Here is a 24,409-nt window from a genome sequence, read left to right as displayed (position 1 = left end):
GGTCAGATCAGCGCAGCGATGATCTCAGCGACCGAACCGGTCCGGATGTCCCGGAACCCGGTGCCGGCCCAGACATTCGTGCCCTGCGGGTCACCCGCAGCCACCGAAGCCTTACGCACGGGGCTGGTCAGGTAGTGGATCTCGGGGTACCCGAACGGAGCGTCCGCATCGTGCTCGGCAATGAACCTGTTGCGCAGCCCGCGCGCATAACGACCGGAGAAGGCCCGCGTCACAACAGTTTCGGTGAAATCGGGGTTCTGCAGCGCGGTGCGGTGAACCGGACTGCTGCCCGCCTCGTCGGCCAGGAGAAACGCCGTACCGAGCTGTACGGCAACGGCGCCTGCGGCAAGAACACCGGCGATGTCTCGGCCCGTCGTCAGACCACCAGCGGCGGCCACCGGGACGTCAACGGCGCCGAGCACCTCGCCCAGCAGCTGATCCAGCGGCTGGGTGGCCGGATGCACGCCAGGGTCGAAGGTGCCGCGGTGACCACCGGCCGCAGGGCCCTGCACCGCCAACGCATCGACACCTCGGGCGACCGCCAATTGCGCCTCCTCGACGGTTGTCACGGTGGCGACCGTCGTGATCCCCGCGCCTCGCAGGCGCGCGACCTCGTCGTCGTCAGGCAGCCCGAAGGTGAACGACACCACCTCGGGCCGTAGCTCCAGCACCACCTCCAGCTTCGCCGACCAGTCATCGTCGTCATACCGCGGCTCCCCGAGCGCCACACCGTACCGGTCGGACTCACCGGCCAGCGCCGACGCGTAGGCTGCGATCTCGGCGGGTGTACCCGCACTGGGCTGTGGCGCAAACAGATTCACCCCAAGCGCTCCGGTGGTCAGTCCGCGGGCAGCGCGGATGCGCTCAGCCAGGACGGCGGCCGTGAGATACCCCGCAGCGATGAAGCCGAGACCGCCGGCGTTGGTGCCCGCCGCGGCCAGCTCCGGTGTCGACGGCCCGCCTGCCATCGGAGCCACGACCACCGGGTGCTGCAGACCCCTCATATCGAACCCGCCCATTACCGCACCGCCTTTCCGAACAGCAACACATCCTGCGGTTCGTCACTGATGTTGGGAAACATGGCGTACCGCACCAACCGACCTTCCAGCGTCAACCCGCACCGGCGCAACACGGCCACCGATCCAACGTTGTCGACGTGACAGTACGCCGACGCCCGATACACGGCGGAATCTCGCCGGGCCTCCTCCAGCACCACCGAAACCGCCTCCGACACCAGGCCGTTGCGCCACCAATCGCGCGCCAGGCAGTAACCGATCTCGACCACGTGCGGCTGCAGACGTCGCAACCCGCACAGACCCACCACCTGGCCCTCCGACTCGATCAGCCACGTCCGTTCTTCGCCGACGTTGAACAACGTGGTGATGACCCGCCGTGTTTCCGACACGCTCGGGTGCGGGCGCCAGGACAGATACCGCGTCACCTCGGGGTCGGAGGCGACACGGGCGAACAGGGCTTCGGCGTCCTCGGCGACCGGTGTCCGCAGACGCACCCGCGAACCGTTCAGGATCTCGGCGTAGGACATGACCTCATACTGCACCGTTGCCGATCGCACGGGATCGCGGGTTTACTGGATGAACATGGCCATCACCTTCAACCACACCATCGTCGCCGCCGAAGATCGGCAGAAATCGGCAGACTTCTTCACCGAGTTGTTCGGCCTGCCGAGCCCGCAGGAGTTCGGTCCGTTCCTGGCCGTCACGCTCAATCACGGCGTGAGCCTGGACTACGCGCAGGCGCCGCCGGACACCGAGATCCACCCACAGCACTACGCATTTCTGGTGTCCGAGCCCGAGTTTGACGCGATCTACGGCAAGATCCGCGACCGGGGCCTTGAGCATTGGGCCGATCCACGTGGCGCCCGCCCCGGCGAGATCAACCACAACGACGGCGGTCGCGGGGTGTACTTCCGGGATCCGTCCGGGCACTACCTGGAGATCATCACCCGGCCCTACGGCGGCTGAGCACTCCCGGGCTCACCCGTGCCCACGCTGCTCTTCCTGACTGATGTAGGCATCGGCCAGCGTTGCGACGTGCGGGGACAGGCCCCCGCAGGCCACATCGGCCAGGCTGGTCTCCTCCAGCACCGAGCGCATGCTCGCCCGCAGGGCACGCCAGACGTCGGTCAGGGCCGCAGTCGGACCGGAGTACGGCAGGTCGCCCAATCCGATGTCCCGCACACTGGCCAGCGGGCCGTCGATGCACCGCAGCACGTCGGCGATGCTGATGTCGGCGGCCGGGCGGGCCAGTTCATAGCCGCCGTCGCGGCCGCGGTGGCTGCGCACCAACCGATCGGTGCGCAGATCCGAGAGGATGTCGACGAGAAACTGCGCTGGTATGCCTTGCGACTTGGCGAGATCTTCGGTCTTCACCAGGCCGCCCTCGGCGACGGTGGCCAACTGCACCATGGCTCGGACGGCATACTCCGCCTTCGCCGACATCCGCATGCTGTGGATTGTGCCAGTCGGACGATACGGGCGGCCCGACGCTATCGCGGGGGCGTGTTGCGCAATCGGTCTGTTGTCCGGTAGGCCAGATCAGTCGGGGATGTTGCCGGTGTCCGGGACCACCACCGCGAACAGATCAGCCATGCCTGCCAGGCTCGCCGACTGGATCGCCGCGGCAGGCACCGCCTGCCCGTCCGGACCGGGAAGCGAGCGGGTGGCGGTGGCCGATGCCACCACGGTCGGCGCATAGCCGAGATTGAATGCGCCACGCGCGGTGGAGTTGACGCACATGTGCGTCATGAAGCCCGCGAGCACCAGGTTCGACGCGTTGACGGCCTGCAGCCGGTCGTGCAGGTCGGTCTGCATGAACGAGTTCGGGAACTCCTTGACCACCACGGGCTCGCCCTCACGCGGTGCGACCACATTGACGATCGCGCCGGAGTGCCCATCGATGTCGTAGGGCGACCCAGGGCCCGCGGAGTGCTGGATGTGGATGACCGGAATGCCCGCCGTGCGGGCCCGGTCGAGCAGTGCCGCCGTCTCGGCCAGCGCCGCCTGCACTCCTTCGAGCTCCATGACACCTTCGGTGTAGGTGTTCTGGCAGTCGATGAGCACCAGGGCGGCATCGGCGAGGCTGACCGGGGCCGCGGGGAGACCGGTCAGTTCGCGCAGCGTGGGACGAGTCATGCCGCCAGCCTACGGATCGGTACCGCTTCAGGCAGCGGTAACGGCCAGCACCCGCTCGGCCAACTCGGGGCGGCACACCACCAGATCGGGCAACAACGGATCAGCGCAGTTGTAGACCAACCGCGAGCCGTCGATGCGCGACGTGTGCAGCCCGGCAGCACGGGCCACCGCGACCGGCGCCGCCGAATCCCATTCGTACTGACCGCCGGCATGCACATAGACGTCGGCAACACCGCGGATCACCGCCGACACTTTCGCACCCGCCGAGCCCATTTCGACCAACGATCCGGCCAGCGCCTCACTCACCGCCAGCGCCACCGCGGGCGGACGGGTCCGTGACACCACGACCCGGGGTGGGCCGTGGAACGGCCGCGGCGCGGCCACCTCGGGGGTGGATAACGTGGTGTTCTGAGCGGGCAGGGCCACCGCCCCGGCGACCAGTTCACCGGACTGCCACAGCGCGACGTGCACCGCCCAGTCGTCACGACCCAATTCGGAGAACTCTCTGGTGCCGTCGAGCGGGTCGACGATCCAGACCCGCTCGGCGCTCAGGCGCGCCGAATCGGCCCTCTCCTCGTCGGACGCTTCCTCCGACAACACCGCATCGTCAGGGCGCAGCATCGCCAGCTCAGCCATCAGGAAATCGTGAGACTGCTTGTCTCCTGCGGCTTTCCGGTCGGCCGCCGACGCATCGGCGAAGTCGGCCCGGACATCGAGCAGCAGATCCCCGGCCCTCGTTGCCAGCCGGGCCGCCAGTTCGTGGTCGTTCACTGCGCAATCTCCAGCAGGTCGATCACGAGCTGGGCCAACTCGTCGGGCGTGCGGTCGGGAGTGAGTCGCAGGTCGGGGTTCTTCGGCCGCTGATACGGGCTGTCGATCCCGGTGAAGTGCGTGATCTCGCCGGCACGGGCTTTGGCGTACAAGCCCTTTGGATCGCGGCGTTCGCAATCCTCCAACGGGGTGTCACAGAACACCTCGTAGAAGCCGACGCCTGCCTCGGTTGCGACGCGTCGCGCCAGCTCGCGGTGCTCCTCGAGCGGACTGATGGTCGGCACCAGCACCACCTGCCCGGAGTCCGCCAGCAACGAGGCAACGTGTGCGAGTCGCCGGAGATTCTCCGCGCGGTCTGCCATCGAGAACCCGAGATCGGCGTTGAGCCCGTGCCGCAGGTTGTCACCGTCCAGAACGTATGCGGGCACACCCTTTTCCAGCAGCTTCTGTTCCACCAACATCGCGACCGAGGACTTGCCCGAACCGGACAGTCCGGTGAACCACACGGTCCGCCCGTTGGTCAGCCGGTCAGCCGGGGTGACCAGCGACTCGTGCCGCACCGTGTTGGGGCTGGCCGCTTCGTTGCGGACATCGCGCAACACCATGCCCGCCGCAACGGTGCCGTTGGTGTGCGGGTCGATCAGGATGAACGACCCCGTTGCCGCGTTGCGGGTGTATTCGTCGAGCAGCACCGGCACCTGCGTGCGCAATGAAACCCGGCCCAGCTCATTGAGTTTGAGTGCGGTCGCAGACTTGTCGCGATGCAGGGTGTTGACGTCCAGCCGATAATCCAGGGCCGCCACCTTCACCCTCGTGGTGCGCGTGGTCTGTTTGATCAGATACTCGCGCCCCGGCTCCAGCGCCGACTCGTCTGCCATCCAGCAGACGGTGGCATCGAAGTCCTGAACCACCCGGGGCTGGTTGTTCGGCCGGGCGATCATGTCCCCGCGCGAGATGTCGATGTCGTCGGACAGGCTGATCGACACCGCCATCGGCGGAAATGCCTCGTCGATAAGCCCACTCGGGCCTTCGATCTGGGTGATGCGCGACGTCTTGCCCGCGGGCAGCACGACGACATCGTCACCCGTACGCATCACGCCACTGGCCATGGTGCCTGCGTAACTGCGGTGGTCGGCGTGCTCGTGGGTTTGCGGCCGGATCACGTACTGCACCGGGAATCGCACGTCGACCAGGTTGCGGTCACCGGCGACGTACACGTCCTCGAGATGAGACAGCAGCGCAGGCCCGTCATACCACGGCGTGTGATCGGATTTCGTCACCACGTTGTCGCCGAGCAACGCCGACAACGGAATCGTGGTCACGTCATGGACGTCCAGCCGCGTGGCAAACGCGTGGAACTCATCGCGGATCGCCTCGAATTTCTCCTGGTCCCAGCCGATCAGGTCCATCTTGTTGACCGCGAGCACGATGTGCTGGATGCCCAGCAACGACGCCAGGAATGCGTGCCGGCGGGACTGTTCCAACAGCCCGTGCCGGGCGTCGACGAGCACGATCGCCAGCTGCGCGGTCGACGTGCCGGTCACCATGTTGCGCGTGTACTGCAGGTGGCCCGGGGTGTCGGCGATGATGAACTTGCGCTTGGCCGTGGCGAAATAGCGGTATGCGACGTCGATCGTGATGCCCTGCTCACGCTCGGCGCGCAGGCCGTCGGTGACCAGAGCCAGATCGGTGTAGTCGTTGCCGCGTTCCTTCGAGGTCTGCTCGACAGCAGCGAGCTGATCCTCCATGACGGCCTTCGAGTCGTAGAGCAACCGGCCGATCAGCGTGGACTTACCGTCGTCGACAGATCCCGCGGTGGCAAGACGGAGAAGCGTGCTCATCAGAAGTAGCCCTCCCGCTTACGATCCTCCATACCGGCCTCGGAGATCCGGTCGTCGGCGCGGGTTGCGCCGCGCTCGGTCAACCGTGACACCGCCGTCTCCGCAATCACCTCCGAAACCGTTGCCGCCGTTGATTCCACGCATCCGGTGCAGGTGACGTCACCCACGGTGCGGAACCGCACCGACTTTTCGATGATCGGCTCGTCCTTGCGGGGCTGCAGAAACTTGTGCACCGCCAGCAGCATGCCGTCGCGTTCGAAAACCTTGCGGCGGTGGGAGTAGTAGATCGACGGCAGGGTGATCTTCTCGGCGCCGATGTAGGACCAGATATCGAACTCGGTCCAGTTCGAGATCGGGAACGCCCGGATGTGCTCACCTTTGTGGTGCCTGCCGTTGTACAGGTTCCACAGCTCCGGGCGCTGAGCCTTGGGGTCCCACTGACCGAACTCGTCACGGAAGGAGAACACCCGTTCTTTGGCGCGGGCCTTCTCCTCGTCGCGTCGCGCACCACCGAAGGCGGCGTCGAACTTGTTCTCACGGATGGCACGCAACAGCGTCACGGTCTGCAGCGGATTACGCGACGGGATGGTCTCCACCACCCGGCCCGCGTCGATGTCGTCCTGCACCTTGGCGACCACCAGCCGCACCCCGTGCTCGGCGACCAACTCGTCACGGGTCTGCAGCACCTCGTCGAAGTTGTGGCCGGTGTCGACATGCATCACCGGGAATGGCAGCCGGCCGGGCCTGAAGGCCTTCAGTGCCAGATGCAACATGACGATCGAGTCCTTGCCGCCCGAGAACAGCAGCACCGGCCGCTCGAACTCAGCGGCAACCTCACGGATGATGTGGATGGCCTCGGCCTCCAGGACGCGCAGGTGGCTCAGCTCGTACTGGCCGGAGCGCGTCTCACTCTTCTGCGCGGTGGTCATCACTTCCTCGTTAAGTTGGTAGAAATGGTCAACATTGCAAGCATAGTGTGGAATTTAACCGTTGGACGAATGCGGTGTCAACGTCTCAGCGGTGCCCGCTGACGTGCGCGCCCGCGCCACGGGGTAGCCGCAGGGTCTCGATGAGGGTGAGCGCCAGCACCGCGCCGAGCACCAGGAACGTCGCCGAATAAGACGTCAGCTGGCTGAGCAGCAGCGCCGCCACGGCGATCCCCAGGCCGGCGGCGAGTTCTTGCACCGACGCGTTGAGGGTGTTGGCATGGGTCAGCTGATCACCGTCCACATCGGAAAACGCCAGGCTGTTGTATGCAGTGAAGCCGATGGACCGCAGCGCCCCACTGAGGTAGAGGATCGCGACCATGACCGCGACCGGCTGTCCCGGCTGCAACAGCGCCAGCAGTCCGAAGCAGCCGACCGAGGCCACCCCGTTGACCAGCAACACGGTCCGGATGCCGAACCGGCGCATCAGCGGCGTGGTGATCGGTTTGATCGTCAGATTGCCCGCGAACAGCGCGGCCACCATCAATCCCGCGGCCAGCGGCGTCCACCCGAACTCCAGCTGGTACTGCAAGGGCAGCAGGAACGGCACCGCGGTGATCACCATGCGGTACAGCGAGCCCGCCGACACCGTGATGCGAAGCGTGCGCACCCGCAGCACCCGCAGCTGCACCAGTGGCGATCGCGCACTCAGCAGCCGCCACACCGCGACGGCCAGGAGCACCACCGCGCTGCCACCGCAGGCGCCGACGAGCAGCCAGTCGGTACCCGCCACCCGGATGTTCTCCAGCGCGAGCAGGGCGGCGGCGATACCGCATCCGAGCGCCAGCAGGCCGGGCCAGTCCAGCGATCGCGGTGACGGCGCGGGCTCACCCCGGATGAGCCGCAGCGCCAGCACAAATCCGATCAGCCCGATCGGAATGTTCACTGCAAAGATCCAGCGCCAACTGCCCACGGTCGCGATGGCACCGCCGAGCACCGGCGCGAGCACCGGTGCCGCCAGCGCCGGCCAGGTCAACAGTGCGATGGCGCGAACCAGGTCCGGCTTGCTGCTGTAGCGCAGGACCGCCAGCCGCCCGACCGGCACCATCATCGCGCCGCCGACGCCTTGCAGCACCCGCATGCCGACCAGCATCGGCAACGAGGTGCTCACCGCACAACCGACCGACGCCAGCGTGAACACGGCGATCGCGGCGATGAACACCCTGCGGATGCCGAACCGGTCGGCCATCCACCCGGTGGCCGGGATCAGCACCGCCACAGTCACCAGGTAAGCCGATATCGCCACATTGACATCGACCGCGTCGACTCCCAACGACGACGCGATCAGCGGGATCGCGGGGGTGATGATCGTGGCGTCGAGGATCTCCATGAAGAAGGCGCCCGCCACCAACAGCGCCATCGACCTGGGGAACGGAGAGTTCTCAGGTGCGGCCACCGGCAAAATCTAGCCGGTGGCGCGCTCAGCTACCGAGTACGAAGTCGATCCGCCGGGCACAGACGTCGGCCAGGTCCACCCCGGGAATGTCGAACCGACGGTTGAGCCGGATCAGTGCGACCGCCAGCAGCAGCGGGGCGGTGACATCGCCGAACTCGACATTGCCGATGCGATGCCCCACCGCCCGCTCGTACCGGTCGATCGTCTCCTCCCGGCTCGGGGTGCCCGGCGCGGGAGCGTTGCCCGGCAGCGGGCTGCTGACCCAGTCCGTCATCAATAGCCAGCTGAGGTCGGCGGCCGGGTCGCCGAGATAGGCGATCTCCCAGTCCAACGCCGCCGCGGGCGACAGATCGGGCCGGTAGAGCACATTCGACATCCGGGCATCGCCCCAGCACAGCCCGATCCGGTCCGGGGTGTAGAGGTGCGCGTCGAGCCAGTTCAAGGCCCGCACGAAGGTCGGGTGGGTCGGACCGTCCCCGTGTGCCCAGCCGATGGCGTAGCGCAGGAAATCCGTCAGCGCGCCCGGCGGGTGCCTGCCGAGGAAGCCCAGTCGACAGGACACCGGGTCGAGCCGGTGCACGGCGGCGATCATGTCGACGCAGCCGTTCCACAGTGTGGCCCGGCCGGTGTCGTCGGTCTCGGCGAAGATGCCTGCCGCGTGATACGGCGGCACGTCGCTGACGCCCACGACGCCGTCGATACGGTCCATCACCAAGTGCTGGGTTCCCAGTGCGGCGGTGGTGGCGTCGATCCAGCGCACCGTGGGCACCGGGATGGGCGACGGGGCAAGCCGTTCCATGACGAGGTACTGCCTGCGCAGGTCGTAATCCGGGAGGATCTGGAACTCCGGTGGCCTGCGGAACACCAGCCCCTGGGTGCTGCCGTCGTCGAGGCCTGCCAGGTCGAACAGGAACGTTTCGGTGGAATACCCGCCCGGACTCGGGCTCCAGTTGGTCACCCGCGCTGTGGCGGCCCCGGGAATGCGTTGGCGGGCAATGGTTTCGAGAGCGCCGGGCAGATCCTCGGCAGGCAGCCTCACCAGCCGGTGTATCCGTAGCGCGGGTAGGCCCCGACGAACACCATCTCCACCAGGCCGTGCCCAATTTTCCCGCCCATCCGCACCTCACACAGCGTCTCGGACAGAAAGCTCACGGGCTTGACGACGGCGGGGTCGGTGGTGTCCACGGTGAATCCGTCGATGAAATCCCTTCCGCGCCAGTGCCCGGAGGCATAGCCGCCGACTTCCATGTAGCCGGCCAGCCCGGGCCAGAAGTCGGTGACCGGGGTGACGTCGATGACGCTGGTGGTGCGGTCACCGCGGTGCACGGTGAAGGTGCCCCCGCTGATCACCCGTAGGTCATCGCGGAACTTCAGGTCGTGCTCCACATCGATGATGGTGGCCGCCGGTTTGTTCCCGGACAGGGGATGAAGAATCTCGCCTTCGAACTGCCAACGCTCCCCCGTGCTGGTCTCGCGCTGTGCGAAATGGACCAATTCGTCGTCGAATTCGAAGATCCCCATGTAGTACAGCGTGCCGTCGGGAATCTCCTGGGGTTGCAGGTTCGCCCCCTCGGGCAGGCTGCCACCGCCGGGCCCGTTGCGGATGCCCCAGGAGTGATCGCGGCCGAACCACCATCGGGCCGGGTCGATCTCGATGCGTTCGCCGTCGATCTCGAGCCAACCCTCCAGCACGCCGTTCTGGTAGAACCGGCGGGCGTCCTCGTTGACGCGCCCGCGGCTGCGGTGAAATGCCGGGGTCTGCTCATAGGCCGGGAACTGTCCGCGCAGTCGCAGATCCAGACTCAGCCCCTGCTCGTTGGGCTCCAGCACCGCGCGCACCGTCTGCAGCGGTTCCTCGATGCTGTAGGTGTACGGGCCGACGGTGTAGCTGCCCAGCGGTCCGGTCTGCGGATTGAGCTCGGTCGACATCCGGACCACCCGGGTCTGGCCGCCACGCCTGGTGACCATCGCGTAGGCGTCGGTGACGTTGCGATTGGGATAGCGGGCCAGCCCGGTCATCACCGTGATGTCCCCCGAACGATCGAAGCCGTACATGACGATCCGCTCGGTCCAGCGCAGGTCGGACTGCGACACATGGTCGAAGGTGGTGGGCGTCTGGTGGCACAGCAGTTCGTCGTGCGGAGTGAGCATCGGCGATCCTTTCAGCATCTATTACGTTATTAGCCGTAACGTAACAGGCGAACCCCGATACGGATAGGTTTTTCCGATGACAAGTGCCGCTGGACGCCCCCGCGACCCCGCCAAGGACGTCGCCGTGCTCGGCGCGACCCGGGCGCTCCTGGTCGAAGACGGCTACCAGGGCACGACGGTGCTGGCGATCGCCCGGCGGGCCGGCGTCGGCGCCCCGACCATCTACCGACGCTGGCCCACGAAGGAAGCCCTTGTGGAGGACGCGGCGTTCGGGCACACCGCACCGGTGCCCCTGCCCGTGCCGACCGGTGACCTTCGCGCCGACCTGCGTGGGTGGGTCTCGATCTTCCTGGACTGGCTGGCCGATCCCGTAACTCGGGCTGCGCTTCCCGGGTTGCTGACCGCCTACCACCGTGACGAGACGATCTACGAACGACTGGTTCTCCGGTCAGAGACCGATGTGCGGACGTTGATGGTCGAGTTGCTCGACGGCAACATGGCCCGCGCCGACATGGTGTTCGACTTTCTGGTGGCCACCACCGTCGTGCGGGCGATGACACGTGGCCTCGTCGACCGCGACGAGTTCTGCGACCGCACCGCCGACGCGCTCGCCATCCTCGCCCGCGGGTGATTACCCGGCAGGTAATTGATCCGTGCGACACCGGTGAGGACACTTCGGAGCCATGACGACCCAGACCGGCGCCGAGGTGATGGCGCAGTTCCTCCCCCAGTCACCGTTCGTCGCCAAGCTCGGCATCGTCGCCGAGTCACTCGACGGCCCCGAGGTCCGGTTACGCCTGCCATGGGATCCGTCGAACGTCACCCTCGGCGACATGGTGCACGGCGGGGCCATCGCAACCCTGGCCGATGTCACCGTGATGGCCGCGGCGTGGGCCCGGGTTCAGGCACCCGACTCCCTGCGCGGAGTGACGGTTTCGATGTCGATGCAGTATCTCGCGCCGGCCCGTTCCACCGATCTGGTCGGCGTCGGCCGGGTGTTGCGCGGCGGGAAATCATTGACGCACTGCGAGGTCGACGTCGTCACCCCGGCCGGCGAGAAGGTCGCCAAGGCTGTTGCGACGTACAAGGTCGGCTGATCTCACACTCGGCGAACCTGGGTCAGTCAGCGGTGACCTCGTTGAGCTTGCCGGTCGCGACATCGAAGATGAAGCCGCGCAACGATTCATGTCTGGTGACGAACGGGCTGGTCGTGATGCGGTGCAACGACTGGCGGACGTCTTCGGCGATGTTGTCGAATGATTCTGCGGCCCATGGTGGTTTGATGCCCGTGTCATCCTGGATCGACCGCTTGAACTCGTCATCGGTGAAGGTCAGCATGCCGCAGTCGGTGTGATGGATGAGGATGATCTCCTTGGTACCCAGCAATCGCTGGCTGATCGCCAACGACCTGATCTCGTCTTCGGTGATGACTCCGCCGGCATTTCGGATGACGTGAGCCTCGCCATCGGCAAGCCCGAGGATGCGGTACACGTCCAGCCGCGCGTCCATACATGCGACGACGGCGACATGCTTACTGGGAGGCAGCGGCAGCGGGCCGGTGAACGTCTGTGCGTACGCCTCATTGTTGGCCAGGTACTGATCGGTGACAGACATGCGCCGGATGGTAATCACCGCGCACCGATTCGTCACCGTTCTGAATCAATCAGATCAGATGCGTGGTGCCCGCAGGTCGTACACGCTCACCCCACCGATCTGCTCAGCGGTGAAGTGCTGCTTCACCCAGTTCGTGATGTCGGCCGCGCTGCCGCTGTCACGGTGCCGACCGAACCCGTGCTCACCAGCCGGCCGATCCAGGAAGTAGCGGACCTCGCCGTTGGCGACGTACTGCTGGAACTGCTCAAGTGTCGGCGAGTTGTCGCCACCGGCGAACCCGCCGATCGCCATCAACGATTCTCCGGTCTTCAGCTCCAGGTCGCTGACCATCATCGAGCCGACACTCGCCGCCGCCCAGCGGCTGTCCACCCCGGCGATGAGCTCGGCCAGGGCCGGGTCGTCGGCACGGCCGAATTCGCGACCGCCGGGCGGGCGGAAGCCGAGATCACGGCTCGGACCAGATGTCGCGATCGGACCGCCGTTGTGACCGTTGACCACCGTCTGGATCGAATAGGCCGCGGTCGCGCCGAGCCCGAACACCGTTGCCGCCAGCGCGACGACCGCGGTGGCACGGCCCGACCGATGCACGCCGACCGCCAGCATCACGGCCACCAGGAGGGACCCGACCAGCACGATCCAGCGCAGCGCCGGCAGCCAGTCCGGGGTCCGCTGCAGCAGGACGAAGGCCCATCCGCCCGTGGCTGCCATCATCGCTGCGAGCACCAGACGCGGTGCCAATTGCTTTCTTACGCCCCACACTTCGGCCAACGAGATGCCCACCAATGCCGCTGTCGCCGGCGCCAGGGCCACCGTGTAGTACGGGTGGATGATGCCGTCCATGAAGCTGAACACGGCTCCGGTCACCAGTAGCCAGCCGCCCCACATCAGCAACCCGGCGCGAACTCCCCCGGTACGGGCAGCGCGGCGGGTCAGCCACAGGCAGGCGATCAGCCCGATCAGTGCGGCAGGCAACAGCCACGAGGCCTCGGTGCCCAGCGACAGGCCGAACAGCCGACCGGCACCGGCGTCACCACCGAACATCAGGTTGGGCCCCCCGCCACCGGGTCCGTGCCCACCGCCGCCGGGCTGGTTCTGCCCGACGATGCGGTCAATTCCGTTGTAGCCGAATGCCAGTTGCAGCAGGCTGTTATCGGTGGAGCCGGCGATGTACGGGCGCGAATCGGCGGGCCACAGGGCGACCAGGGCGAGGTACCAACCGGCCGAGACGATCATCGCGGCGGCGCCGACGAGAAGCTTGAGGATGCGCTGGGACATCGCGATGGGCGCCGCGACCAGGAACACCAGTGCCAGGCCGGGCACGATGAGGAAGGCCTGCAACATCTTGGTCAGGAACGCGAATCCGATGGCGCATCCGGCCAGTGCCACCCACCGGGTGGACCCGTCCTGGGTGGCCCGCACCATGTAGTAGGCCGCGACCACGAGCAACAGGACCAGCAGCGCGTCGGGATTGTTGTAACGAAACATCGACGTCGCCACCGGTGTCAGTGCCAGCACCGTGCCTGCGATCAGGGCGGCACCGGGGCCGCTTGTCCGGCGCACGGTGGCATACAGCACTGCGACCGCGGCAACTCCCATCAACGCCTGCGGGAGCAGCATGGTGAACTCGTTGAAGCCGAACAGCCTGCCGGACAGGCCCATCGCCCACATCGCAGCCGGCGGCTTGTCCACCGTGATGGCATTGCCCGCGTCCAGCGACCCGAACAGCCAGGCCTTCCAGGACTGGGTCCCGGCCTGCGCCGCCGCGGCGTAGAAGCTGTTGGCCCAGCCCGAGGATCCGAGGCCCCACAGGTACAACACGGCCGTCCCCGCCAGCAGTGCCCAATACGAGGGCCGAACCCAGCGCGCCACGGCGGCGCCGGATGATCCACCGGACACCGCTTCGGCGCCGGGTGCTGTGTCAGCGATCGTCGTCATAGTCGAAGTCTTTCGGTCTCGCCGGTGCTCAGCGCCGGGTTCGGGACGGGTGAAACACCCAGCCGCGCAACAGTACGAAGCGGACAACGGTGGCCGCGAGGTTTGCCGCCACGAGCACGCCGAGTTCGACGGCGCCGTGCGGTTGGGGGGTCACGAGGTGCAGCAGCCACAGCGAGCCGCTGGTGATGGTCAACGCGACCGCGAAGACGGTGAGCCCTTCGAGATGATGGCGGGTCACGTTGCCGACGCCGGCGATACCGAACGTGAACCGCCGGTTGGCAGCGGTATTGCCGATCGCGGTCGCCAGCAGCGCCACCAGGTTGGCGGCCTGAGCGCCCATCCCCGACCGGAGGAGCACGAACAGCAGCAGATAGGCCAGGGTGGACACCACCCCGATCGCCCCGAAGCGCACCACCTGTCGCAGCAAGGATCCGGGCGCGGCACTCTTGCGGGACGAACCGAGCTGAGCGGCAATCGCATTCACCGGTATCGAGCCGTTGGCGAAGCCGCGTAACAATCGGCCGATGCCCAGAAGATCGGCGGTGGCGGTGGCGACGATGTCGACCCGGCTGTCCGGGTCGTCCACCCAGTCCACCGGCACCTCGTGGATGCGCAGCCCGCTGCGCTCGGCCAGCACCAGCAGTTCGGTGTCGAAAAACCAGCCGGTATCGGAGACGTGTGGCAGCAGCCGGTGGGCCACGTCGGCCCGGATCGCCTTGAACCCGCACTGGGCATCGGAGAACCGGGCTGACAGGGTGGACTTCAGGATCAGGTTGTAGCAGCGGGAGATGAACTCGCGCTTGGCGCCCCGGATCACCCGGGACCCGCGGCCCAGTCGGGTGCCGATCGCCAGATCCGAATGACCCGAGATCAACGGCGCGATCAACGGCGCCAGGGCAGCCAGATCGGTCGACAGATCCACGTCCATGTACGCCAGCACCGCCGCGTCCGAGGAGGACCACACCGCGTGCAGGGCCCGGCCACGGCCCTTCTCCTCCAGCCGGACCACCCGGACATCGGTGAGCTCGGCGGCCAGATCAGCGGCGATCCGCGCGGTGGCGTCGACGCTGGCGTTGTCCGCAATGGTGATGCGGACCGGCAACTCGAAATTCTCCCGCAGGTAGCGGTGCAGGCGGCGCACCGACTGTGCCAGTGCCGCTTCCTCGTTGTACACCGGAACAACCACGTCGAGCACCGGGACGCCCGCCGCCTTGGCGGCCACCGCGGCGTTGGGACGCGAGGAGAAGTGAAACCGGTCCACCCGATCCTCCAGGGCGATGTCTGTCATGTCCTCATCCTCATCGGGCGGCTTGTGTTCCGGATTGGGCGAAGCTATGCCCCGGCTATGAGTCCGTCGCACGTCGAGTCAGGTCATAGATGGTGACGTCGTCGACCGTGGTCGGGGTGAAATTGGTGGCCACCCATTCCGCGATGTCGGCGGCCTCCCGGCTACCGCCTGAGGTGTGTCCACCGAATCCACGCATCATCCGACTGCGGATGAAGTAGTGGATCTGCCGCTCGGCGACATAGTGTTCGAATTCCTCGAGCGTGGGCGCAGGGTCGGTGCCGTTGAACCCGCCGACCGCCATAACCGGTGCTCGCGTTGCCAATTGGTAGCCGGCCGCGTTGCTTGATCCCACCACGGCCGCCACCCACGGGTACCGCGCGGCGTCGGCGGCCAGTGTTGCCGTCAGTAGTTCCCCCGGTTCGGGAGCCGCGAAGAGACCCCCGAAACCACCGCCCCGAGGCGGACCGACCGACGGAATCGCCCCCGTGTGCGGGCTCGCGGCGGTGACGACCGTAAACGCCGCCGGAGCGGCCAGGCACGATACGACGGCCAGACCGGCCACCGCGCGCACCACCGCAGGCTGCAGCCGACGGATCATCGACAGCAGTACGGCCGCGCCGATTCCGCCGACCGCGACTGCGACGCGCAGCCACGGCTGCCAGTCATCATGCCGGGCCAGCAGCACCGCCGCCAGAATCGCGGTCACCAACACCGCCGCCGCCAAGGCGGTTGCGGCACGAATGTCATTGCGGTGCCGCCACAGCAACGTCACACCGATGCCGGTCACCGCACCGACCGCCGGCGCGAGCGCCACCGTGTAGTACGGGTGCACGATGCCGTTCATGAAGCTGAACACCGTAGCGGTGATGAGAAGCCAACCACCCCAGAGGATGAGGGCCGCACGTGCCGGATCGGTGCGCGGTGCGCGGCGGGTGAGGTACAGCCCCGCGGCCAGGCAGATCATGGCCGCCGGTAGCAGCCAGGCGATGTCAGCGCCCATCTGCGCGCCGAACAGCCTGCCGGCACCGACATCGAAATTGAGGTTGCCCAGCCCACCCGTCTCGTCACCGGTGATCCGACCGAAACCGTTGTAGCCCAGCGCGAGTTCCACGATGCTGTCGTGCTGTGAGCCACCGATGTAGGGCCGCGCCGCGGTCGGCCACAGCTCGACCAGCAACAGATACCACCCGCCGCAGGCCACGATGGCGACCCCTGCGACGACGACATCCGTCATCCGCTTGAACAACGGGCGGTCACCCGCGACCAATGCAGCGGCGGCGAACGCAGGCAACACCAGGAACGCCTGCAGCATCTTGGCCAGGAAACCGAATCCCACAGCGGCGCCTGCGGCGATGAACCACCAACGGGTGGCGTCCTTTTCGATACCGCGCTGGACGCAGTAGGCGGCCATCACCAGCAGCAGCACCAGCAGCGCATCGGGGTTGTTGAACCGGAAGATCAATGCGGCCACCGGCGTCAGCGCCAGTACCGCCCCGGCCATCACCCCGGCCCAGGGGCCCGCGGCGCGCCGGACGGCAGCGTAGAGCACCGCGACCGCTGCGATTCCCTCCAGCGCCTGCGGCACCAGGACACTCCACGGATTCAGCCCGAACAGCCGCACCGAGATGTCCATGATCCACAGCGCGGCGGGGGTTTTGTCGACCGTGATGGCATTGGCCGCGTCGCTGGACCCGAACAGCATGGCAGTCCAGTCGTGGGCCCCGGCTTGGGCCGCCGCGGAATAGAAGGCGTTGGCCCACCCGCTGATGGACAGGTTCCACAGGTACAGCGCCGCGGTGCCGGCCAACAGCACCGCCAGTGCGACCCGTTCGGCGATCGGGGTGCGCGCTGTGGGCGGCGCCGCGGTCATATCTTCGACGGGGCCATCCGCCAGTCCGCCGACAACCAGGGTCACCCGTTCATCGTCGCGGCGGCGACTAGGTGCCGGATTGGATCCCGCTGTGCGTCGGCTGTGAGGCGGTCTGCGGGAGCCGCACCACGAATGTCGTCGCACCCGGGACGCTACTGACCTCGATGGTGCCGCCGTGCGCTTTGACGACCGCTGCCACAATCGCCAGCCCCAACCCGGTGCTGCCCTCACGCCGCGACCGGGAGGAATCGCCACGCGCGAACCGCTCGAAAACCTCGGGCTGCAGTGCCTCCGGGATACCTGGCCCGTCGTCGGCGACGGTGATCAGCACCGCGCCACCCGCGTCGGTGCCCAATGAGACCCTCACCGACGTGCCCGCCGGAGTGTGGGTGCGCGCGTTGGCCAGCAGATTGGACAGCACCTGACGCAGCCTGGCTTCATCGCCGTCGACGATGACCGGATCGTCCGGCAGATCCAACGACCATTGATGTTGCGGACCCGCGACATGCGCGTCGCTGACCGCGTCGACCACCACCCGCGACAGGTCCACCGGTTCGGACTCCAGCGGCCGTCCTGCGTCCAGCCGGGCCAGCAACAGCATGTCTTCCACCAGCTGGGTCATCCGGACCGTCTCGGATTCCACCCGGTTCATCGCGTGGGCGACGTCGGCGGGCAGGTCGTCACTCTTGCGTTGGGCCAGTTCGGTATAGCCGCGAATTGCGGCCAGCGGGGTACGCAGTTCGTGGCTGGCATCGGCGACGAACTGGCGGACCCGCGTTTCACTGGCGTGCCGCGCAGACAGCGCGCTCGCGATGCGGTCCAGCATGCGGTTCAGCGATGTACCGAGTTGTCCGACCTCGGTGTGCGCACTGGCCGGGTCGACGGTCACGATCGGTGTGGGCAGCCGTACCTCACCACGGTCGAGTTCCAGGTTCGCCACTGCCCGCGCTGCTGTGGAAACCCTTGACAGCGGGGCTAGTTGGCGCCGGATGATGAGCACGCCTGCGGTGGTCGCGGCGATCAGGGCGATCACCGCGAGCACACCGAACATGCCGAGCACCCACAGCAGGGTGTCGTCGACCACTGCGGTCGGCAGGCCCGTGACAATCGTCTGCGGGCCGCCGTGGCGGGGGTGCAGGCCGATGAGTCGGTAACGGCCGAGCCCGTCCAGGTCGACGGTTCGGGGATTTCGGTCGGCTGGGATCTGGGCCAGTTGATCGTCCGCGGCGGCACTGACTTTCACCCGATCGCCGTCCGCGGTGATCACCCCGGCGTCGACGCCCCGGCCCGGTGAGATCACCGCACCCACCATGCGCGCGGCCTGGCCGGGCGCGTTGAGGAATCCGGGGCCCGGGCCCTGCTCCGGGTCGAACACCACCCGGTAGCGGTGGCCCGGGCGCGGTGGCTCGTGCGGACGCCCCGCCTCGGGCCCGACCATCACCGGCGGTGGAAACCCCATGGGCGGGGGCGGTAACTCGAAGATCACCGCCGAGCGGCGACCGGCCTCGACCAGCTGATCGTCGAGTTGATTCATCAAAAAACGTTGCAGCGCAAACTCCGTGGCCACACCGATGATCGCGCATACCACTGCCAGCAGGGCAACCTGGGTGAGCACCAGACGCCGGCGCAGCGACCAGGTGCGCGGGGCCCACCAACGGGTCCCGCCCGCGACCTCAGCGCGGGGGTCGAAGGACATACCCCGCACCGCGCAACGTGTGGATCATCGGCTCGCGTCCGCTGTCGATCTTCTTACGCAGATAGGAGACGTACAGCTCGACGATGTTGGAACGGCCGCCGAAGTCATAGCTCCACACCCGGTCGAGGATCTGAGCCTTGCTCAGCACGCGCTTGGCATTGCGCATCATGAACCGGAGCAGCTCGAATTCCGTTGCGGTCAGGGTGATGGGATCGCCACCGCGGGTCACCTCGTGGCTGTCCTCGTCGAGCACCAGGTCACCGACGACGATCTTGGCTCCGCCGTCCGCGGTGGTGACTCCGGTGCGACGCAGCAGCGCCCGCAACCGCAACACCACTTCTTCGAGACTGAACGGCTTGGTGACATAGTCGTCGCCGCCCGCGGTGAGCCCGGCGATGCGGTCCTCCACCGAATCCTTGGCCGTCAGCAGCAGCAACGGCAGACCGGGGATTTGTTCGCGGAGCTTGCGCAGAACCTCCAGCCCGCTCATATCGGGCAACATCACATCGAGAACGACGACATCGGGTGAGTTCTCGCGCGCGGCCGCGATCGCACTTGCACCGTCACCCGCGGTCGCGATGTCCCAGCCTTCGTAGCGCAGCGCCATCGACACCAACTCGGCCAGCACGGGCTCATCGTCGACCACGAGCACGCGAATCGGGTTGCCGTCGGCACGCCGCATGACCGTACGTCCTGAATCGGTATCGGCGCTGCCCACGGCGACCATTATTCGCCGGAGGCCTAAGCGTCCCCTGTGCCGTCTCTATGCGTGAGCTGTGAACGGCACAGGGAACAGGGCCAAGCCGCGCTAACCGTTCCCGTAGCCGTCGGGTAGCTCAACGGTCACCGGCGGTGTCGCCACGGAGGTTTCGGGCTCCGAGGGAGCCGTTGTCTCCGTTGATGTTTCACCGATTGAGGCTTCGGGCGCTTCGCTGAAACTCGCTCCGCTGAAGGGCGATTCGCTCACCACCGTCCCGAGGGTGCCCATCGCGACCACCGCGGTCGCGCCGGCACCGGCCAGAACCAGTTTGTACTGTATTTTGCGTTGTTTGTCAGTCACTCTGACCCGATCTGGTCGGGGCCCCCGGTTCAGCGGGCAGGCCCGGCGAACTGTTCACTTGTGAGCGAAATCTCCCCCGACGCTCGGCGGCCACCATAAGCACCGCCCCGCGAGCCTGTCCACTCGTAGGGTTGAGAACCACGACGACTCAATGCGGCGTGGCAAACCCGGACGGCGTCGTCACGCTGACCGGCGGCGTCGCCACCGAGGTTTCCGGCGTGGTTGGCGGCGTCGTCTCGGTAATCGTCTGACCTGTGGTGATGGCCGGGGGTTCCACCCTGTTCTGGGCCTCGGCAGGCCCGCCGCTCAGGCCGACCGTCACGGACGCCATCGCAGCGACGGCGCTAACTCCGATCCCCGCTGACATCAATTTGAGTTCTCGACGATTAATTCTGGTATTCACCTCAGTCCACCTCCGTTCCCGGCCCGGCTCCATGACCGGATAGCCGCTATGAACGGGGGTGAAACCGCTACTCTGCCGATTTCTCCTCGGCAGGCAGCGGTGCGGGGCCTTTGATGGTGGGCACCGCCATCGACACCATCGGAGCCGTCGGTGGGGTCGTCTCGGTACTGGTCTGCCCGAAGGTCATGTGTGAGCTGGCCACCGTCGTCGTCTGAGGTCCGGAAACCGCTCCGAACACCCCGAACGCGACCACGGCGGCCCCGCCCGCCGCGGCTGCGAGCAATTTCATCTTCCTGGGTTCACAGATGTTCATGGCGCCGCACCTCCACGGTCCGATCGGAAAACTGCAGGTGATATCCAGTGAACGTGCCGATGCTCCGGCGGGGCTGGGAGCCGCCTGCGAATCCTCCGACCGGGCGGTGGCGCGCCAGAGGCCCCACATTGCGTCCGTGGCCAGAGTCCTCTTCTACCCTGTCTCCCATGCAGCACCGGCCGGGTTCGACCGCATGACGCGTTTCCTGGCGCGTCGGCTGCTCAACTACATCGTGCTGCTGGCCCTGGCGTCATTCCTGACGTTCACCCTGACCTCGCTGACCTTCGAACCGCTCGACAGTCTGCTGCAACGCAACCCCCGCCCGCCGCAATCCACGATCGACGCCAAGGCCGCCGAGCTGGGCCTCGACAAGCCCATTCCCGTCCGGTACGTCACCTGGGCAGCCGACGCCGTCCGCGGTGACTTCGGCACCACGGTCACGGGTCAGCCGGTGACCGACGAGTTGGGCCGACGCATCGGCGTCAGCCTGCGGCTGCTGGTCATCGGGACCGTGCTGGGCACGGTGATCGGCGTCGTCGTCGGTGCCTGGGGCGCCATCCGGCAGTACCGGCTGTCGGATCGGGTCATCACGTTGCTGTCGCTGCTGGTCCTGAGCACGCCCACCTTCGTGATCGCCAACCTGCTGATCCTGGCCGCGCTCAACGTCAACTCGATCCTGGGCGTGCAGCTGTTCGAGTACACCGGGGAGACCTCCCCCGATGCCATCGGCGGCAGCTGGGACCAGTTCGTGGACCGGCTGCAGCACCTGGTGTTACCGACCTTCACCCTGGCGTTGTCCGCCATCGCCGGGTTCAGCAGATACCAGCGCAACGCGATGCTCGACGTGCTCGGTCAGGACTTCATCCGCACCGCGCGGGCGAAAGGGCTGACCCGGCGCCGGGCCCTGTTCAAACACGGGCTGCGCACCGCCCTGATCCCGATGGCCACCCTGTTCGCCTATGGCGTCGCCGGGCTGGTCACCGGCGCGGTCTTCGTCGAGAAGATCTTCGGCTGGCACGGCATGGGCGAATGGGTGGTGCAGGGCATCGCCACCCAGGACACCAACATCATCGCGGCCATCACCGTGTTCACCGGCACGGTGGTGCTGCTGGCCGGGTTGCTGTCCGATGTCATCTACGCGGCTCTGGACCCGAGGGTGCGGGTGACATGACGGAAACCTCCGCCACCGCGGCCCGGTCCGGCCTGCACACCGAGCGGTTCGCCACCCGGCGCACCCTGGTGTTCCGCCGCTTCCTGCGCAACAAGCCCGCCGTGGTGTCACTGGCCGTGCTGGCACTGATGTTCATCAGCTGCTACGTGCTGCCGTCGCTGCTGCCGTACAGCTACAACGACCTCGACTACTACGCCCTGCAACAACCGCCGTCGTCGAACCACTGGTTCGGCACCAACGCCCTCGGACAGGACATCCTGGCCCAGACCCTGCGCGGCATGCAGAAATCGATGCTCATCGGGGTCTGCGTGGCGTTCATCTCCACGATCATCGCCGCCACCGTGGGCTCCATCGCCGGCTACTTCGGCGGCTGGCGGGACCGGACGCTGATGTGGCTGGTCGACGTGCTGCTGGTGGTGCCGAGCTTCATCCTGATCGCGATCGTCACACCGCGGCTGAGCCAGTCCGACCGCGTGTTCTGGTTGATCATCCTGTTGTCGGTGTTCAGCTGGATGATCAGCTCCCGCATTGTGCGCGGTATGACGATGAGCCTGCGTGAACGCGAATTCGTGGTCGCCGCACGGTATATGGGCGTCAGCAACTGGCGCATCATCGTGCGCCACATCGTGCCCAACGTGGCGTCGATCCTGATCATCGACACCGCGCTCAACGTCGGTCTGGCGATCCTGGCCGAAACAGGGTTGAGCTTCCTGGGATTCGGCATCCAACCCCCCGATGTATCGCTGGGGACACTGATCGCCGACGGCACCAAGTCTGCGACGACGTTCCCGTGGGTGTTCCTGTTCCCGGCCGGGGTGCTGGTGCTGATCATCCTGTGCGCCAACCTGACCGGTGACGGCCTGCGCGACGCGATCGACCCCGACAGCGGACAACTGCGACGCAGGCAGAAGAGGTCCCGCAGATGAGCCGACTGCTCGAGGTCACCGACCTGCAAGTGGCCTTCCCCACCGACGCCGACCCGGTCGCCGCGGTCCGCGGGCTGAACTTTCACGTCGAGGCCGGCGAGGTGGTCGCGCTTGTCGGCGAATCTGGCGCGGGAAAGTCCGCGAGCGCCATGGCCGTCGTCGGCCTGCTGCCCGAATTCGCCGAGGTGTCGGGGTCGGTGCGGTTGCGCGGAGAGGAACTGCTCGGTCTCTCCGATCCTGAGATATCCCGGATCCGCGGCAATGCGATCGGAACGGTTTTCCAGGATCCGATGTCGGCGCTCACCCCGGTCTACACCGTCGGCGATCAGATCGCCGAGGCGCTGGGGGTTCATCAGCGCGACCTGAGCAGACGCGCCGCCAGGTCCCGCGCCGTGGAGCTCCTCGAGCTCGTCGGCATCGCCCAGCCGGCACAACGCGCCCGGGCCTTCCCCCACGAACTGTCCGGCGGCGAACGCCAGCGGGTCGTCATCGCCATCGCGATCGCCAACGACCCCGACCTGCTGATCTGCGACGAACCCACCACCGCGCTGGACGTCACGGTGCAGGCCCAGATCCTCGACGTGCTGAAAACGGCACGCGATGTGACCGGTGCCGGGGTGCTGATCATCACCCATGATCTCGGTGTGGTCGCGGACTTCGCCGACCGCGCGCTGGTGATGTACGCCGGACGTGCCGTCGAAGACGCCACCGTCACCGAGTTGTACCGGCAAGCGCGGATGCCGTACACCGTCGGCCTGCTCGGCTCGGTGCCACGGCTGGACGCGGCGCAGGGTTCGCGCCTGGTGCCCATCCCGGGTTCGCCCCCGGCACTGACCTCGACGCCACACGGATGCCCCTTCGCTCCCCGCTGCCCGCTCTCGATCGACGAATGTGAGGCCGCAGAACCCGAACTCGTCGAGCTGACACCGACTCACCGGGCCGCCTGCATCCGCACCGACCAGGTCATCGGGCACAGCGCGGCGGAACTCTACGGGGTCTCCGCCGAGCCGACGGAGACCGCCGAGCCGACGGGTGACCCAGTGGTGCTGCGGGTACGCGATCTGGTGAAGACCTACAAGCTGACCAAGGGCATGGTGTTCCGCCGCCAGGTCGGCGAGGTCCGGGCAGTGGACAACGTGAGCTTCGAACTGCGCCAGGGCCGCACCCTGGGCATCGTCGGCGAATCCGGTTCGGGTAAATCAACCACCCTGCACCAGATCTTGAATCTGTCGGCGCCTCAGTCTGGCTCGATCGAAGTGCTCGGTTCCGACGTCGCCGCGTTGGACCGGCGCTCGCGGCGGCGGTTGCGCACCGACCTGCAGGTGGTGTTCCAGGATCCGGTGGCATCCCTGGATCCGCGCCTCCCGGTGTTCGAGGTATTGGCAGAACCATTGCAGGCCAACGGCTTCGACAAGAGCCGGACCGGCGATCGGGTGGCCGAGCTGCTGGAGACCGTCGGGTTGAGGCGCGGCGATGCCAGCCGCTACCCGGCAGAGTTCTCCGGCGGCCAGAAACAGCGCATCGGCATCGCCCGCGCACTGGCCCTGCAACCGAAGATCCTCGCCCTCGACGAACCGGTTTCCGCGCTCGACGTATCCATCCAGGCCGGGATCATCAATCTGCTACTGGACCTGCAGGACCGGCTCGGGCTGTCCTACCTGTTCGTCTCGCACGACCTGTCAGTGGTCAAGCATCTGGCCCACGACGTGGCGGTCATGTACCAGGGCGCGATCGTGGAACAGGGGTCAGGTGACGCCATCTTCACCAACCCCGGCCACGAATACACCCGACGGTTGCTGGCCGCGGTACCACCACCGGTGCCCGTCGGCGGTTAGA

The 24,409-nt window shown here is 67.0% G+C and carries 24 protein-coding genes; 6 read left to right on the top strand and 18 right to left on the bottom strand.

Translation table 11 applies throughout. The features are described 5' to 3' along the window. Positions 1-2 precede the first annotated feature (2 nt). Both M1247_RS07045 and M1247_RS07040 read right to left on the bottom strand, forming a co-directional pair. Positions 3-1,019, bottom strand: coding sequence for a nitronate monooxygenase (locus M1247_RS07045; RefSeq protein WP_317155545.1), 1,017 nt, complete (start codon positions 1,017-1,019; stop codon positions 3-5). Then, positions 1,019-1,543 carry a GNAT family N-acetyltransferase gene (locus tag M1247_RS07040; RefSeq protein WP_317155544.1) on the bottom strand — a complete coding sequence of 175 codons (525 nt, stop codon included), beginning with the start codon at positions 1,541-1,543 and terminating at the stop codon, positions 1,019-1,021. The genes M1247_RS07045 and M1247_RS07040 overlap by 1 nt, the downstream gene beginning before the upstream one ends. A 55-nt stretch (positions 1,544-1,598) precedes the next feature. On the opposite strand from M1247_RS07040, the gene M1247_RS07035 reads away from it, so the two are divergent. Next, positions 1,599-1,982 (top strand): VOC family protein, encoded by a 384-nt coding sequence (locus M1247_RS07035; protein ID WP_317155636.1) that lies wholly within the window; start codon positions 1,599-1,601, stop codon positions 1,980-1,982. Positions 1,983-1,994: 12 nt separating this feature from the next. Here the strand turns inward: M1247_RS07035 and M1247_RS07030 are convergent, their stop codons facing one another. The 8 genes from M1247_RS07030 to M1247_RS06995 all read right to left on the bottom strand — a co-directional run bounded on the left by M1247_RS07030 (position 1,995) and on the right by M1247_RS06995 (position 10,297). After that, positions 1,995-2,465 (bottom strand): Rrf2 family transcriptional regulator, encoded by a 471-nt coding sequence (locus tag M1247_RS07030; protein WP_317155543.1) that lies wholly within the window; start codon positions 2,463-2,465, stop codon positions 1,995-1,997. A gap of 90 nt (positions 2,466-2,555) precedes the next feature. Next, positions 2,556-3,152, bottom strand: coding sequence for a cysteine hydrolase family protein (locus M1247_RS07025; RefSeq protein ID WP_317155542.1), 597 nt, complete (start codon positions 3,150-3,152; stop codon positions 2,556-2,558). A gap of 27 nt (positions 3,153-3,179) precedes the next feature. Then, the gene (locus tag M1247_RS07020) at positions 3,180-3,923 is read right to left on the bottom strand and encodes a 3'(2'),5'-bisphosphate nucleotidase CysQ (protein ID WP_317155541.1); all 744 of its coding nucleotides are present in this window, start codon (positions 3,921-3,923) and stop codon (positions 3,180-3,182) included. Further along, positions 3,920-5,764, bottom strand: a complete 1,845-nt coding sequence (cysC, locus tag M1247_RS07015; RefSeq protein WP_317155540.1) for a sulfate adenylyltransferase subunit CysN — start codon at positions 5,762-5,764, stop codon at positions 3,920-3,922. The genes M1247_RS07020 and cysC overlap by 4 nt, the downstream gene beginning before the upstream one ends. Further along, positions 5,764-6,693: a sulfate adenylyltransferase subunit CysD gene (gene cysD / locus M1247_RS07010; protein WP_317155539.1), complete on the bottom strand. Its 930-nt coding sequence runs from the start codon at positions 6,691-6,693 to the stop codon at positions 5,764-5,766. Before cysD ends, cysC begins: the two co-directional genes overlap by 1 nt. A gap of 85 nt (positions 6,694-6,778) precedes the next feature. Beyond that, a complete protein-coding gene (locus M1247_RS07005; RefSeq protein ID WP_317155635.1) occupies positions 6,779-8,110 on the bottom strand; it encodes an MFS transporter in 1,332 nt (443 codons plus the stop codon). 61 nt (positions 8,111-8,171) lie between these two features. Next, a complete protein-coding gene (locus tag M1247_RS07000) occupies positions 8,172-9,185 on the bottom strand; it encodes a phosphotransferase family protein (RefSeq protein ID WP_317155538.1) in 1,014 nt (337 codons plus the stop codon). Further along, positions 9,182-10,297 (bottom strand): Rv3169 family protein, encoded by a 1,116-nt coding sequence (locus tag M1247_RS06995; protein ID WP_317155537.1) that lies wholly within the window; start codon positions 10,295-10,297, stop codon positions 9,182-9,184. The genes M1247_RS07000 and M1247_RS06995 overlap by 4 nt, the downstream gene beginning before the upstream one ends. A gap of 76 nt (positions 10,298-10,373) precedes the next feature. Here M1247_RS06995 and M1247_RS06990 point away from each other — a divergent pair, with 76 nt between their 5' ends. Both M1247_RS06990 and M1247_RS06985 read left to right on the top strand, forming a co-directional pair. Further along, positions 10,374-10,928: a TetR/AcrR family transcriptional regulator gene (locus tag M1247_RS06990; RefSeq protein ID WP_317155536.1), complete on the top strand. Its 555-nt coding sequence runs from the start codon at positions 10,374-10,376 to the stop codon at positions 10,926-10,928. A gap of 52 nt (positions 10,929-10,980) precedes the next feature. Then, positions 10,981-11,394 carry a PaaI family thioesterase gene (locus tag M1247_RS06985; RefSeq protein WP_317155535.1) on the top strand — a complete coding sequence of 138 codons (414 nt, stop codon included), beginning with the start codon at positions 10,981-10,983 and terminating at the stop codon, positions 11,392-11,394. Positions 11,395-11,416: 22 nt separating this feature from the next. On the opposite strand, the gene M1247_RS06980 is transcribed toward M1247_RS06985, so the two are convergent. From M1247_RS06980 to M1247_RS06945, 8 genes are all read right to left on the bottom strand, one after another. Continuing rightward, on the bottom strand, positions 11,417-11,911 hold the full coding sequence (locus M1247_RS06980; protein WP_317155534.1) for a beta-class carbonic anhydrase: 495 nt from the start codon (positions 11,909-11,911) through the stop codon (positions 11,417-11,419). 54 nt (positions 11,912-11,965) lie between these two features. Next, entirely contained in the window at positions 11,966-13,846 is a 1,881-nt protein-coding gene (locus tag M1247_RS06975; RefSeq protein ID WP_317155533.1) for a glycosyltransferase family 39 protein, read from the bottom strand. A 28-nt stretch (positions 13,847-13,874) separates the two neighbouring features. Then, entirely contained in the window at positions 13,875-15,134 is a 1,260-nt protein-coding gene (locus M1247_RS06970; RefSeq protein ID WP_317155532.1) for a bifunctional glycosyltransferase family 2/GtrA family protein, read from the bottom strand. Between the two features lie 55 nt (positions 15,135-15,189). Continuing rightward, positions 15,190-17,004: an ArnT family glycosyltransferase gene (locus tag M1247_RS06965; RefSeq protein ID WP_317155634.1), complete on the bottom strand. Its 1,815-nt coding sequence runs from the start codon at positions 17,002-17,004 to the stop codon at positions 15,190-15,192. 67 nt (positions 17,005-17,071) lie between these two features. Beyond that, a complete protein-coding gene (locus tag M1247_RS06960; protein WP_317155531.1) occupies positions 17,072-18,700 on the bottom strand; it encodes a sensor histidine kinase in 1,629 nt (542 codons plus the stop codon). Beyond that, positions 18,678-19,382, bottom strand: a complete 705-nt coding sequence (locus M1247_RS06955; protein WP_317155633.1) for a response regulator transcription factor — start codon at positions 19,380-19,382, stop codon at positions 18,678-18,680. The genes M1247_RS06960 and M1247_RS06955 overlap by 23 nt, the downstream gene beginning before the upstream one ends. Positions 19,383-19,908: 526 nt before the next feature. Then, entirely contained in the window at positions 19,909-20,082 is a 174-nt protein-coding gene (locus tag M1247_RS06950) for a hypothetical protein (protein ID WP_317155530.1), read from the bottom strand. A gap of 148 nt (positions 20,083-20,230) precedes the next feature. Continuing rightward, positions 20,231-20,476 carry a hypothetical protein gene (locus tag M1247_RS06945; protein WP_317155529.1) on the bottom strand — a complete coding sequence of 82 codons (246 nt, stop codon included), beginning with the start codon at positions 20,474-20,476 and terminating at the stop codon, positions 20,231-20,233. A 193-nt stretch (positions 20,477-20,669) separates the two neighbouring features. Here M1247_RS06945 and M1247_RS06940 point away from each other — a divergent pair, with 193 nt between their 5' ends. The 3 genes from M1247_RS06940 to M1247_RS06930 are packed head-to-tail and all read left to right on the top strand — an operon-like array spanning position 20,670 to position 24,408. Then, entirely contained in the window at positions 20,670-21,647 is a 978-nt protein-coding gene (locus tag M1247_RS06940; protein ID WP_317155528.1) for an oligopeptide ABC transporter permease OppB, read from the top strand. Beyond that, positions 21,644-22,573, top strand: a complete 930-nt coding sequence (locus tag M1247_RS06935; RefSeq protein ID WP_317155527.1) for an oligopeptide ABC transporter permease OppC — start codon at positions 21,644-21,646, stop codon at positions 22,571-22,573. Before M1247_RS06940 ends, M1247_RS06935 begins: the two co-directional genes overlap by 4 nt. Continuing rightward, complete coding sequence (locus M1247_RS06930) at positions 22,570-24,408, top strand: oligopeptide ABC transporter ATP-binding protein OppD (protein ID WP_317155526.1); 1,839 nt, start codon at positions 22,570-22,572, stop codon at positions 24,406-24,408. The genes M1247_RS06935 and M1247_RS06930 overlap by 4 nt, the downstream gene beginning before the upstream one ends. The last annotated feature ends 1 nt before the right edge of the window (position 24,409 follow it).

This window comes from Mycobacterium appelbergii (genome assembly GCF_032883035.1).
GTDB lineage: Bacteria > Actinomycetota > Actinomycetes > Mycobacteriales > Mycobacteriaceae > Mycobacterium > Mycobacterium appelbergii.
The sequence above is the reverse complement of the archived record's forward strand: the minus strand, read 5'-3'. Positions and strand labels throughout refer to the sequence as shown.

Bases quoted from the DNA above. Each gene is read 5' to 3' on its own strand.
- M1247_RS07045 (WP_317155545.1), bottom strand. From the start codon at position 1,019: ATGGGCGGGTTCGATATGAGGGGTCTGCAGCACCCGGTGGTCGTGGCT.
- M1247_RS07040 (WP_317155544.1), bottom strand. From the start codon at position 1,543: ATGTCCTACGCCGAGATCCTGAACGGTTCGCGGGTGCGTCTGCGGACA.
- M1247_RS07035 (WP_317155636.1), top strand. From the start codon at position 1,599: ATGGCCATCACCTTCAACCACACCATCGTCGCCGCCGAAGATCGGCAG.
- M1247_RS07030 (WP_317155543.1), bottom strand. From the start codon at position 2,465: ATGCGGATGTCGGCGAAGGCGGAGTATGCCGTCCGAGCCATGGTGCAG.
- M1247_RS07025 (WP_317155542.1), bottom strand. From the start codon at position 3,152: ATGACTCGTCCCACGCTGCGCGAACTGACCGGTCTCCCCGCGGCCCCG.
- cysC (WP_317155540.1), bottom strand. From the start codon at position 5,764: ATGAGCACGCTTCTCCGTCTTGCCACCGCGGGATCTGTCGACGACGGT.
- cysD (WP_317155539.1), bottom strand. From the start codon at position 6,693: ATGACCACCGCGCAGAAGAGTGAGACGCGCTCCGGCCAGTACGAGCTG.
- M1247_RS07005 (WP_317155635.1), bottom strand. From the start codon at position 8,110: ATGGCGCTGTTGGTGGCGGGCGCCTTCTTCATGGAGATCCTCGACGCC.
- M1247_RS06995 (WP_317155537.1), bottom strand. From the start codon at position 10,297: ATGCTCACTCCGCACGACGAACTGCTGTGCCACCAGACGCCCACCACC.
- M1247_RS06990 (WP_317155536.1), top strand. From the start codon at position 10,374: ATGACAAGTGCCGCTGGACGCCCCCGCGACCCCGCCAAGGACGTCGCC.
- M1247_RS06985 (WP_317155535.1), top strand. From the start codon at position 10,981: ATGACGACCCAGACCGGCGCCGAGGTGATGGCGCAGTTCCTCCCCCAG.
- M1247_RS06980 (WP_317155534.1), bottom strand. From the start codon at position 11,911: ATGTCTGTCACCGATCAGTACCTGGCCAACAATGAGGCGTACGCACAG.
- M1247_RS06975 (WP_317155533.1), bottom strand. From the start codon at position 13,846: ATGACGACGATCGCTGACACAGCACCCGGCGCCGAAGCGGTGTCCGGT.
- M1247_RS06970 (WP_317155532.1), bottom strand. From the start codon at position 15,134: ATGACAGACATCGCCCTGGAGGATCGGGTGGACCGGTTTCACTTCTCC.
- M1247_RS06965 (WP_317155634.1), bottom strand. From the start codon at position 17,004: ATGACCGCGGCGCCGCCCACAGCGCGCACCCCGATCGCCGAACGGGTC.
- M1247_RS06960 (WP_317155531.1), bottom strand. From the start codon at position 18,700: ATGTCCTTCGACCCCCGCGCTGAGGTCGCGGGCGGGACCCGTTGGTGG.
- M1247_RS06955 (WP_317155633.1), bottom strand. From the start codon at position 19,382: ATGCGGCGTGCCGACGGCAACCCGATTCGCGTGCTCGTGGTCGACGAT.
- M1247_RS06945 (WP_317155529.1), bottom strand. From the start codon at position 20,476: ATGAACATCTGTGAACCCAGGAAGATGAAATTGCTCGCAGCCGCGGCG.
- M1247_RS06940 (WP_317155528.1), top strand. From the start codon at position 20,670: ATGACGCGTTTCCTGGCGCGTCGGCTGCTCAACTACATCGTGCTGCTG.
- M1247_RS06935 (WP_317155527.1), top strand. From the start codon at position 21,644: ATGACGGAAACCTCCGCCACCGCGGCCCGGTCCGGCCTGCACACCGAG.
- M1247_RS06930 (WP_317155526.1), top strand. From the start codon at position 22,570: ATGAGCCGACTGCTCGAGGTCACCGACCTGCAAGTGGCCTTCCCCACC.